We start from the raw sequence: 12362 nt of genomic DNA on the forward strand, positions 1-12362 counted from the left end.
TCGTGAACCCTTATTTGGCAGTAATGAAAGCCGGTGAAGAGCCGTTATTAAATGAAGTGCCGAGTGATATTGTCATTCGGAAAAAAGGTGGTACCGCGAATAACTCTCTTCGTCCTTTTTGTTGGGACAAGGGAGTTTTTTATTTTTTTAAACGGCTTAGTAGTTATACAAGAAACAGGAGGTTATTTGGATGGAAACGAATCAAACAACAAGCATGCCAACGAAATACGATCCAGCATCCATCGAAAAAGGCCGCTACGAATGGTGGCTACAAGGAAAATACTTTGAAGCAAAAAATGATGAGAATAAACAACCTTATACGATTGTTATTCCACCACCAAACGTAACAGGAAAGCTTCATCTTGGTCACGCTTGGGATACAACGTTACAAGATATCCTTACACGCATGAAAAGAATGCAAGGCTATGATGTTCTGTGGCTACCTGGAATGGATCATGCCGGAATCGCAACGCAAGCTAAAGTAGAGGAAAAGCTTCGCAATGAGGGAAAAAGCCGCTACGATTTGGGACGTGAAGAATTCGTTAAGGAAACATGGAAGTGGAAAGAAGAATACGCAGGCTTTATTCGTCAGCAGTGGGCAAAGCTCGGGCTTGGTTTAGATTATTCTCGTGAGCGATTCACACTGGATGAAGGACTTTCAAAAGCCGTTCGTGAGGTTTTCGTATCTCTTTACAAGAAGGGCTTAATCTATAGAGGAGAGTACATCATAAATTGGGATCCTTCCACTAAAACGGCATTATCTGATATTGAGGTTATTTACAAGGATGTACAGGGCGCCTTTTATCACATGAAGTATCCTTTAGCCGATGGTTCTGGTTACATTGAAGTAGCGACGACTCGTCCAGAAACAATGCTTGGTGATACTGCGGTTGCGGTTCATCCGGAAGACGAACGCTATAAGCACTTAATTGGTAAAACAGTTATTCTTCCAATTGTTGGTCGTGAAATTCCAATTATTGGTGATGATTATGTTGACATGGAATTCGGTTCAGGTGCGGTAAAAATAACACCAGCTCATGACCCGAATGACTTTGAAATTGGAAACCGCCACAATTTAGAACGTATTCTTGTTATGAATGAAGACGGCACGATGAATGAAAAAGCCGGCAAGTATCAAGGAATGGATCGCTTTGAGTGCCGCAAGCAAATCGTTAAGGATCTTCAAGAACAAGGTGTATTGTTCAAAATCGAAGAGCATATTCATTCCGTAGGCCATTCAGAGCGAAGTGGAGCGGTCGTTGAGCCTTATCTGTCAACACAATGGTTTGTAAAAATGCAGCCGCTTGCAGAAGCAGCAATTGAGCTACAAAAGCAACAAGAAAAAGTAAACTTCGTTCCGGAGCGTTTTGAGAAAACCTATCTCCATTGGATGGAAAACATCCGCGATTGGTGTATTTCCCGTCAGCTTTGGTGGGGGCACCGTATTCCGGCTTGGTATCATAAGGAAACCGGAGAAGTGTATGTTGGCCTCGAGGCTCCGGCCGATGAAGAAAACTGGAAGCAGGACGAAGATGTTTTGGATACTTGGTTCAGCTCAGCATTATGGCCTTTCTCTACAATGGGGTGGCCGGACGCTGATGCAGCAGATTTCAAGCGTTATTATCCAACGGATTGCTTAGTAACGGGATATGACATCATCTTCTTCTGGGTATCACGCATGATTTTCCAAGGTCTTGAGTTCACTGGAAAACGTCCGTTCAAAGACGTTCTCATTCATGGTCTTGTTCGAGATGCTCAAGGACGCAAAATGAGTAAGTCTTTAGGAAACGGCGTAGATCCGATGGAAGTGATTGATAAGTACGGTGCCGATTCACTTCGATATTTCCTTGCAACTGGAAGCTCTCCTGGCCAGGACCTTCGATTCAGTATTGAAAAGGTTGAAGCGGTTTGGAACTTTGCAAATAAAATTTGGAACGCATCTCGCTTTGCCTTAATGAACATGGATGGTCTCAAATATGATGAAATCGACTTATCAGGTGAGAAATCTGTAGCGGACAAGTGGATTTTAACCCGTTTGAATGAAACAATTGAAACAGTCACCCGCCTTGCAGACAAATATGAATTTGGGGAAGTAGGACGCGTTCTTTACAACTTCATTTGGGATGACTTCTGTGATTGGTATATTGAGATGGCTAAGCTTCCATTATACGGTGAGGATGAAGCTGCGAAGAAAACGACTCGTTCGATCCTCGCATATGTTTTAGACAACACAATGAGACTGCTTCATCCGTTCATGCCATTTATTACAGAAGAAATTTGGCAGAACCTTCCTCACGAAGGGGAATCCATTACTATAGCTGCATGGCCAACCGTGAACAAAGAGCTTTCCGACCATGAAGCTGCTGAAGAAATGAATTTGCTAATGGAAATCATTCGTGCTGTTCGCAACATTCGTGCTGAAGTAAATACGCCATTAAGCAAAAAAATCAAGCTGATCTTAAAAGCCAAAGATGATAAAATTGCAGCACAGCTTGATAAAAACAGTGCTTACATTGAACGTTTCTGTAATCCAGAGGTGCTCACAATCGGAACGAATGTTGAAGAGCCGGAGCAAGCGATGACGGCAGTCGTGACAGGTGTTGAGCTAATTCTTCCACTTCAAGGGCTCATTAATATAGAAGAAGAATTAAAACGTCTTGAAAAAGAGCTAGACAAATTCAATAAAGAAGTTGAGCGCGTTCAAAAGAAATTAAGCAATGAAGGCTTTATTAAGAAAGCTCCTGAAAAGGTTATTGAAGAAGAACGTGCAAAAGAAAAGGATTATTTGGAAAAACGTGAAGCGGTTCTACGCAGAATCCATGAATTGAAGTCTATGTAAAAGTGAAAGGTAAGCCCATTGCAGCGTTGTTTCGCTCATGGGTTTACCTTTTTTAATAACGACCTCATGTCTTATTAAATTTACAATATATAACAATCTATTCGATTTGCATGGAAAGTTTAACAAAATTCAGATATGATGAACAATAGGCTAACCATGTATTTTTAGAATAATAAAGATAATGAAAAAAGGGGAGAGAGGCTTGAAGCTATATTCAAAAAATGATCTTGAACAGTTGGAAAAGCCCTTTGTGGAGGAGAATTTTAATAATACGATCGGTCATGAAATCTTAGAAGGAAGTATCCCCGTTCTTGTCTCTGCTCCTCACAGTGTTCCTCAGCTAAGGGAAGGCAAATATAAGCAGCCAGAATACAGAACGGGTGTCTTAGCTCAAATTCTTCATAATCAACTAGATTGTTACACGATATACAAAACCAAAAACAATAATGATGATGCAAATTATGATCCGGTAAGTTCATATAAAAATGATGCTATAAAGCTTATAAATAATCATGGAATTAAATTTCTCATAGATTTACATATTATGTCTCAGAACCGTGAATTTCATGTTGATATTGGTACAGCCAGAGGGAGAAATATCAATAACGATTACAAGAATATAGAGAAATTAATCCAAATTTTTCACAGTAACAACATCTATCAAGTGGAAATAGATCGAATCTTTACTGGAGCATATCCTCACACCGTTTCCTCAACCATTTGGAAAAATTGTCATATCCCGGCGATTCAGTTGGAAATCAACTGGGTATTGTTGGATTTTGATAAGGGAACTCGTTCGTTTCACTTTGTACTGAAAAGTCTTATGGAATACATCGAATATTTAATACAAATCGATGGAGGAATTTAATCAATGAAAACAGGCTGGATCGTATTTAACGGAAATGTTACGCACAGTAAATTCACTGAGCTGGTAGATTGGCTTTCAGAAAGTGGCAAAGAAGCAGGGTTTCATATGGTTAAAGTAAAGAATAATGAATTATTAGCCACAATTGAAAATGGAAAAGCTGTTATTAAAGGTAAATATGAAAAAGAAAAACCAGATTTTATTATTTTTTGGGACAAGGATATTCGCTTAGCACGCCATCTTGAAAAAATGGGTTTTAAGCTGTTTAATAACGCATTGTCAATTGAACGATGTGATGATAAATCTCATACCTTTTATGTATTAGCAGATCATGGAATATCCATGCCAAAAACCATTCATGCTCCTTTAATCTTTAAAAACTCATCTATTTCTGATCACAATCATCTAGAAACCATTATGGAAGAGCTTGGCTTCCCTATGATCATTAAGGAAAACTACGGATCTTTTGGAGCTCAGGTTTATATGATTCAAAATAAAGAGGAAATGATTGCTAAATCAACAGAATTAATCCGTTTAGGAATTCCTTTTATTTATCAGCAGTACATAAAAAGCAGCCATGGAAAAGATATTCGTCTTCATGTTGTAGGAGATCAAGTAGTGGCAGCCATGCTTCGAAAATCGGAACAAGACTTCCGTGCAAACGTCACAAATGGGGGGAAGATGATGCCATATAACCCAACAAAAGAACAGATTGATTTGGCTGTAAAATGCTCTCAAATTATAGGAACCGATTTTTGTGGAGTAGATTTATTGTTTGGACCTGAAGAAGAACCTATTGTTTGTGAAATCAATTCAAATGCTCATTTTAAAAACATTTATGATTGTACAGGAGTAGACGTTTCGAAGTTTATGATGAGCTATATTAAGGAAAAGCTGGAGGAACCCCTACATGATTAAAGGATGGATTATTTATAATAAGGTTGATGCAGATCATAATCAATCTTTTATTCATGGTTTTATTGAACAAGCTTCTCAAATGGGAATCGATCTTCAGTTTTTACTAAAAGAAAATTTTACAATAGGTGTATGGAAAGGAAAACTTAACATTCTGTATAAAGGGAAAGAACCTCATTTTCCCCATTTTGCGATCGTTCGAAATATTGATGAAACGTTTCGCATTCAATTGGAGCAGCTTGGACTTAGAGTTTTTAATTCTTCCACTATTTGTAGAATTGCCAATAATAAAGCAAGAACGCATCAGATTTTAGCAGCTCAAAATATTCCTATGATTGATACGATATTTACTCATTCTTATGAATTCAACCCAAACTGTATACCATTTGAATTTCCATGTATTGTTAAAGATGCCCATGGAAGATCTGGGAAGCAAGTTTACAAAGTACACGATCAAGTTCAAATGGAACAAGTCATGAAAGAAATGAATGGCGAAGTCATTATCCAACGTCTTGCAACAGAAGGAAAAGATCTAAGAGTGTTTGTAGTAGGAAAACAGATTATTTGTGCAATTTTAAGAGAATCCAACCATGATTTTCGAGCCAATATTTCGTTAGGCGGAAGTTCCAAAGTATATCATTTATCAGAGAAAGAAAAAGAGCTTGTTCATAAAATTATTGCTTGCTTGGAAATAGATTATGCAGGAATTGATTTTATCTTTGACGAAAATGGAAACCTTCTTTTAAATGAAATTGAAGACGTGGTGGGAAGCCGCAGTTTGTTTTTAAATACTGATATTAATATTTATGAAATAGTTTTACATTATATTTTACATACGCTTTCAAATAGTTCGTTTGTTTATGAATAGTCATTTATAATTGAAGGTGATAACGTGCTAAAGAAATACTCTCATTATGTTCAATCGAGAAATAAAAAGAAGTTTTATCGTTTCTTAGGTAAGAAAAGAAAAAAAGCCTATCATTTTTTTGTTCGTAAGGAACATAAAACTTTCCCTAATTACTTAACTTGGATTAATCATGTGGACATAAACGATGATCTTATATCCCTTCTAAAAAAACATAATACTTCCGTTTTATTTAAGCTTGAGTCAACTCCCGCCAAAGAATTTGTTGAATTTCAAATCGAAATAAACGAACAAACTTCTAATCATCATTCTCTAAAAGAAATGATTTATGAGATGGTAACAACAAAAGGGTTTGGCATTAGTAAGCACGTCACTCATTCTAATTTGCCAAACGAACTTGCTTGTTATATAAAATTACATGCTCCTGTGCAAGTAGATGAACTGACAAGAAACAAGCTATGGGAAGCGGTTCAAGAAATTTGTGATTTTTTCTACATATATGATCTTTCGAATCCAAATCCTATTTACAAAGAAGTTTTGAGCCTTTCTAAAGTAACATCGATTTTTCCAAAAAATCGTATTGAAATGTCAGAAGATACCATGAAAAAGTATGGACTTAAAGATAATAGCTATATTTGGATCTGCAACAGTCACAATGGACGGATTCGCAAAGGAAAAGTTAAATGCGTTCAAGAAGACTTCCAAGGGATTAGGATTATCTCTGGAATATTGGAAGAATTGCAGAATTCAAAAAATGAAAGGAATTATATATGGATACAACAATGCAGGCAAATAGGCAATACGAATAAAATACAAGCTCAAACTGTTAATAAGGTTTCAAATAATATTATCACACTTTCGAGAGATTTATATGAGAAATTAGGTGATTGTGAATTTGTCACTTTTGTAAATGAAACAACCGGTTCTTTCTTTGATATTTCCAGGAATCAAATTGAAATGTCCCAAGGTGAGGATAGTAACACTGTTAAATTAAATTATTTATATCGTCAGTTTGTCGATCTTGAAGTTCCTGTTATGATTGAACCGTATCATGTACAAAAGATCATCAGTCATGAAAATTTAACGGAAAGTGATCGAGCATTTATAGAAAAAACATATGGAAATAGAAGAGTACTACAAGATGTCAGTTTCGAAAATAAACAGAACATCAGGAAGATTCTTAAAAAAGTGGATTATTTTCGAGTAACCATGTATCCTTACAAAAGCTCACGTTTAGAGCTGAAAAAACAGGTATCCAAAAGAAAAAGAATTTGGCATTTTATTTTAAAAAGATTAATCGATTACAATTCTGCTTCTTTGAGGGTTGTTCGTCCTTATGTAACAGATGAAAGCACAAATGTTGTTCGAATGACAACAACGATGTTAAAAATGTTAGGTTTGGAAAACACGGATAATGTTGTAATAACCTATCGTTCCCGTCAAGTTGTTGCACGAGCTCTGGAAGTAGATGCGGATTCTTTTGAAAAAATTCAAAATAACAATACCATGGCTTCACAAACAGAAATGGAATATTCTATTGGAATACCAACTCATATAAGATCTCAACTAGACATGGAGCACATTCATTGTGTTTGTTCAGTTCGAAGAGATATGAATTATATATTTAAAAAGCATGCTCATTTGCAAGTGGTGCCTACAATAGGGATCTTTTTTACTGTATTTCAAACCTTCAAAGACCCTTTATTGCGCATGGCTATAACTGCTATTGGTTTATTAACAGCTCTGTATGTCAGTTTTACAGTTGAAAGGAATAAAATCTCAAATTAGAGGTGTTAGAAAATAGTGTTCAAATCTTATGATGAAGCGGTAAGTTGGATTAAAGGAAAATCTATTAGAGGTATTGATTTGGGTTTGAAAAGGGTAGAGTGGATGCTACACCGTTTAGAAAACCCCGAAAAAAAGGTACATTTTATTCATATAGGCGGAACGAATGGCAAAGGTTCGACATTAGCTATGCTGCAAAGTATACTTTTGGAATCTGGATACAGCACAGGATCTTTTACCTCTCCTAGTATTGAAGGGATGAAAGAGCATATTCATGTAAATGGAGAACCCATTTCGGAAACAGAATTTATACATCTTGCTAATGTAGTAAAGCAGGTTACTGAAGAGTTTGAAGCAGAAACGGGGTGGTCATCCCCAACGGAATTTGAAATTCTTACGGTAATGATGTTTTATTTTTTTGCATATATGAGAAAGGTTGATTTTGTTTTATTAGAGGTAGGGCTTGGAGGAGAGAATGATTCAACAAATGTCGTGCAACCGCTAATAGCCATTATTACGAATGTTAGTTTGGATCATACGAATATTTTAGGCAGCACCACGGAACAAATCGCGGTTGAAAAAGCTGGAATAATAAAAGAAAATGGACTAATCATAACAGGTTGTAAGGACAAAGAGGCCATAAAAATCATTCGGAAAAAAGCAGCTCTAGAGCTTGCAGAATTATTTGTACTAGGTGAGAACTTCACCTTTCAATCACAGGGGAGTAAACGTATAGAAGAATTATTTTCTTATACTTATAATGGACATACCATTAACAATCTATCATTAAAAATGATGGGCACGCATCAAGTAGAAAATGCATCCATTGCAATTACTGCTTCACTACTTTTAAGGGAAAGATTCGAGAAGAATATAACAGAAAATACGATTAGAAAAGGGTTAAAAAAGGCCAACTTGAAAGGCCGTTTTGAGATGATCTCCCATGAGCCTTGTATCATATTAGACGGAGCCCATAATGAAGCAAGTATTCATTCATTAGTTTCGACTTTAAGGACACATTTTAAAAATGAAAAATTCGTTTTTGTTATCGCAGCCCTAAAAGATAAAAACTATAAAAAAATGCTGTCCATGCTTGATGATATAGCAGATTGCATGATTTTTACTCAAATTGACATGGATCGGGCCTTAAGTGCACAAGATCTTGCTAAAGCAAGTAAGGCGAAAGAAAGGTTCATTTTTGAAAATTGGGAAGAAGCTGTGCAAAAAGGTATTGAGCTTGCTAACGACGGTAAAACGTTAATCGTTACCGGTTCTTTGTACTTTCTATATTATGCACGCCCTTATTTAAAGGAGCATTATTCGGGTATGTAGTTATCATAAAATAGAATGATAAAGATTATGGTTTATTTTGAAATAAAAAGGTTCATAGGATTATTACATGTGACAAATGTATCATTACTTGGCATGCTGATCGATCATGCCATGTATACAGATGCTAAAAAAGCTCGAAGAAATAAAGTGGCAGCATACAGAAATAGTGGGCTTTATCCCTTTATTGATGCTCTATCTCTATACCTTTACAATTTTTCATAAAAAATGTAAATGTTTGTTAACAATATATATAAGAAATGTTTGGCAAAACTGATATAATATAGTAAATTAGTATTATTTTTGGGGGAGTAATCATGGGAGGAAAAATAGCTAAGGTACTATTTTCTGTTATGACTGCTATTGTTTTGTTGATACAACCTTGTATAACTTTTGCCTCAAATGGTTCATCTGATAAAATACCAAATTTTAGTCCTGAGCTTGAAGTATTAGAAATCATTGACCAAGGTAGCACTTCAAAATTGAAGCCGATTATTGGTGATGAAGGCTTTCATTTTACGACAATGACAATGAAGCGTTTCGTTGCACTACGAGATGAATTAGACGGTAAGTACGATTTAATTGCAATTATGGAAGGCAATTATACATCAGCAGGTGTAAATGGTAAAAATCATAACACCACGAATGTCATGAATGACATTACCAATTTACGTGCACAAGAAATAATCAGGGATTTTATTAACAAAGGCCAGCCAGTCATTTTAGATAAGAAATCCATCGATACTGGAACTAAGCTTAAAAGCAATTTCAGTAAATATTTAAATGACAAAAATGTAATGGTTTATAACTCAAGTGGCAATAACAAACAGCAAGAGCTTATTTCTAATATCAAAAATTTCTTCAACAAATACTATATTCCAAGACCACGTATGAAAGTGCTTCAACAGCCAGTTGCAAATAATCCATATGTACCTGGTGATACGATCAGCTTTGATTTTGAGGTGCTACAACCAGCAGATGTCTCAAAACGGGATTTAAAAGCGAGATTATATATAGATAGCGACTTTAATGATCGTTATGAACCAAGTGAAATTGTCTTAGAAGCTAACGTGACAACAAAGCAAAATAAGGTAACCTACAAATTACCAAAGGGTTATTCTGGTTTGCGTTATTGGAAATTAGAATTAGTAGACACAGCCCAAGGGTTAAAGGATTACGCGAAGGGATCTTTTACATTTAAGGATCAAGAAGTACATGTTAAAGTTTTGCAGGTAACACGAAATGTGAACGATAACAGTAGATTGACTCGAAGTACGAATATGAATCAAAACTTTTTGTCAAAACCAGGTGAATACAACATTCAAATCGATGTAACCGATATTGGTACATTTAATTCTTCGAAGCACTCAGAAATTAATGGGAAGTACGACATGGTGATCTTTGGGTTTGCCGATGTTTACAATAATGCAAACATAAATGACAATGCTGTTAAATCATTAAAACAGTTTATTGCTTCTAAACAAAGCATCATGTTTACCCATGATACAATTTTTGAATCGAACAATAATTGGGTAAATAATTTTATGGATGCAACTGGTCAACGACCTCCTAAAACAGATCTTGGCTATGGTGCTCCAAATAAATCAAATGAAACGTTTAGAGTCAATACAGGCTTAATGACAGAATATCCATATTTGTTAGATGATCATGTTACTATTGCAACTACGCACAATCAGTACTATACGTTAGACTTAGAGGACCCTGATGTTATACCTTGGTATAACATCATTGGTAGCAATCGAGATATTAATGATAGCTGGAACCATTATTATACGTATTCAAAAGGCAATATTACGTATTCAGGTACAGGTCATACTTCATCGGGCTTTCCTGAAGAAGAACAAAAATTATTTGTTAATACGATGTATCGTGCTTTCTTAGGTTCAAATCATGCTCCAACGATCGAATTGATTTCTCCAAAAGAAAATGCAGTCATTCCTTCTAATCAAAAAATCGAATTGTCTTATTCGATTCAAGATTTTGATTTAAAGGATAAACTTCTTAAAACGAGAGTGTACTTGAATGGTAAACAAGTATATTCACAGAATGAAATTCCAAATGGTCAAGTAGTGACAACATCATTAGACCATAAGCTAACAGAAAGCGGGAACGTTACTGTTAAAATTGAAGCTGAAGACAGCAACGGAGCAATCGGTACGAAAGAATTTACTGTTGCTGTTCAAAAGCTAGATACTAGCATCGAGATTAGTAGAAGCTCAAATGCTGCTAACCCTACAAAGGTTGGGCAAAATATTGTGATTACGTATGAAGTCATTCCAAAAGAAATCACTGGTAAAGTGGCTGAAGCCATCAACAGTGATGAACTGACTGTGTCGGGTATAACCTATAAAGAGGTATTTCCAAAAGGAATGAAGGTTCATGACCCAGCTGCTACTGGCAGTGTTGAATCGGGTTATGTTATAGAAAAACAACTTTCAGATATAACCTATCATAAAGTTGGAAATAAATTCGTTGCAGAACCCGTTCATTTTGAAGTTGTAGTAATTCCTCAAGAAAAGAAAAATTATTTATTAAATGATTCGAAAATTTCCTATCGTGATTTTAACGGTATACAAGTGAATACAACATTTAATGCACTAACATTTGTGGCAGATATACCATTAAAAGGTGTCAATTTCCCTGAAGCTTTTGTCCTCAACAAAGGGGTTGCTAAAAACTTTTCATTAGACCTGAGCTTTGATCCACAGGATGCAGGTATAAAGGAAATCATTTGGACAGAGGACAGCGGCGGAGAAATCATTAAGCTCACAGGCAATACTGGAGCAGCTGAAGTAGTAGGTGAAGGTAGTACGTTTGTTCATGTAAAAGTAACGGACGTATTCGGAAATGAATTTACAAAAAGAGCTCTTGTTACAGTTCGTATACCTGTTAATGATTTTACTCTACAGGATTTAACATTATTTATCGGTGAAACTAAAACGATTCCTCTTCAGGTTGACCCTGAAGAAGCAAGACATAGTCTTGAGTTGAAGATTGATCGAATGGATGTTGTGAATTTGAACACACAGAATTTCACTGTCACAGGTTTAAAGGCAGGAGAAGCCTATTTGACAGTAAGTGGAACGAATGCTGAAGGGAACAAAATCGAAAAAACAGCCAAAATTACCGTAATTGAAATACCAGTTGAACAAATTAACGTAACCCCAAGTATTGTAAAGCTGAAAAAGTTTGACACGTTTAATTCCTTCCATGTAGAGATCCTCCCATCTAATGCAACAAACAAGGAAGTTGTATGGACATCATTGAATCAAAATGTTGTCAGAATCATTGGGGAAGGACAAATTGAAGCAGTGGGTACTGGAAGAGCTGAGGTTGAAGTTTCTACTCCTGATGGTAAAGTAAAAACCAAAGTTGACGTGTATGTAGGGCAGCCTTTGACTTCTATCGGAGTTAATCCTTCAATGATTACGTTAGAAAAAGGTCAAATCAGTCATGTGAACAATTATTTAAAACTTAATCCTTCTGATGCTACAAATGTAAAATCAATAGACTTTCATACTGATAGTAACTATTATGTAGAAGTCGACTCTACCGGCAAAATTTATGCAAATCGAATAGGTTCTCAAGACATTTACATCGTTGCAACCACAGAGGAAGGGGAAGTATTTTCAACAGTATTAACTGTAAAAGTTGTTGAAGAAGGCAAAGGCAGTCAAGGCGAAGACGGTTCATATTTGTATTAATTAATAAGGAGCTGACTAGTAAGAAGGTGCTTCAAATAA

General features: G+C 35.8%; 8 protein-coding genes and 1 other annotated feature (1 of these 9 only partly in view). All 8 genes read left to right on the forward strand.

The features are described from left to right. Positions 1-120 (forward strand) — a binding site (T-box leader) (it extends 110 nt beyond the left edge of the window). A gap of 70 nt (positions 121-190) precedes the next feature. Beyond that, positions 191-2839, forward strand: coding sequence for a valine--tRNA ligase (locus GD441_RS01690; RefSeq protein WP_153123033.1), 2649 nt, complete (start codon positions 191-193; stop codon positions 2837-2839). Between the two features lie 202 nt (positions 2840-3041). After that, positions 3042-3707, forward strand: a complete 666-nt coding sequence (locus GD441_RS01695) for a hypothetical protein (protein WP_153123035.1) — start codon at positions 3042-3044, stop codon at positions 3705-3707. 3 nt (positions 3708-3710) lie between these two features. Then, positions 3711-4622 carry an ATP-grasp domain-containing protein gene (locus GD441_RS01700; RefSeq protein WP_153123037.1) on the forward strand — a complete coding sequence of 304 codons (912 nt, stop codon included), beginning with the start codon at positions 3711-3713 and terminating at the stop codon, positions 4620-4622. Then, on the forward strand, positions 4615-5487 hold the full coding sequence (locus tag GD441_RS01705; RefSeq protein ID WP_153123039.1) for an ATP-grasp domain-containing protein: 873 nt from the start codon (positions 4615-4617) through the stop codon (positions 5485-5487). The genes GD441_RS01700 and GD441_RS01705 overlap by 8 nt, the downstream gene beginning before the upstream one ends. Before the next feature lie 330 nt (positions 5488-5817). Then, positions 5818-7272 (forward strand): hypothetical protein, encoded by a 1455-nt coding sequence (locus GD441_RS01710; RefSeq protein WP_153123041.1) that lies wholly within the window; start codon positions 5818-5820, stop codon positions 7270-7272. Positions 7273-7287: 15 nt separating this feature from the next. After that, positions 7288-8601 carry a bifunctional folylpolyglutamate synthase/dihydrofolate synthase gene (locus GD441_RS01715; protein WP_153123043.1) on the forward strand — a complete coding sequence of 438 codons (1314 nt, stop codon included), beginning with the start codon at positions 7288-7290 and terminating at the stop codon, positions 8599-8601. Between the two features lie 69 nt (positions 8602-8670). Continuing rightward, a complete protein-coding gene (locus GD441_RS01720; RefSeq protein ID WP_153123045.1) occupies positions 8671-8823 on the forward strand; it encodes a hypothetical protein in 153 nt (50 codons plus the stop codon). Between the two features lie 92 nt (positions 8824-8915). Continuing rightward, positions 8916-12323, forward strand: coding sequence for an Ig-like domain-containing protein (locus GD441_RS01725; RefSeq protein ID WP_153123047.1), 3408 nt, complete (start codon positions 8916-8918; stop codon positions 12321-12323). Positions 12324-12362 lie beyond the last annotated feature (39 nt).

The organism is Peribacillus tepidiphilus (assembly GCF_009466385.1).
Taxonomy (GTDB): Bacteria; Bacillota; Bacilli; order Bacillales; family DSM-1321; genus Bacillus_BN; species Bacillus_BN tepidiphilus.

What these genes read in the sequence shown, in the direction of transcription:
- GD441_RS01690 (WP_153123033.1), top strand. Translation starts at nt 191, where the DNA reads ATGGAAACGAATCAAACAACAAGCATGCCAACGAAATACGATCCAGCA.
- GD441_RS01725 (WP_153123047.1), top strand. Translation starts at nt 8,916, where the DNA reads ATGGGAGGAAAAATAGCTAAGGTACTATTTTCTGTTATGACTGCTATT.
- GD441_RS01705 (WP_153123039.1), top strand. Translation starts at nt 4,615, where the DNA reads ATGATTAAAGGATGGATTATTTATAATAAGGTTGATGCAGATCATAAT.
- GD441_RS01710 (WP_153123041.1), top strand. Translation starts at nt 5,818, where the DNA reads ATGGTAACAACAAAAGGGTTTGGCATTAGTAAGCACGTCACTCATTCT.
- GD441_RS01700 (WP_153123037.1), top strand. Translation starts at nt 3,711, where the DNA reads ATGAAAACAGGCTGGATCGTATTTAACGGAAATGTTACGCACAGTAAA.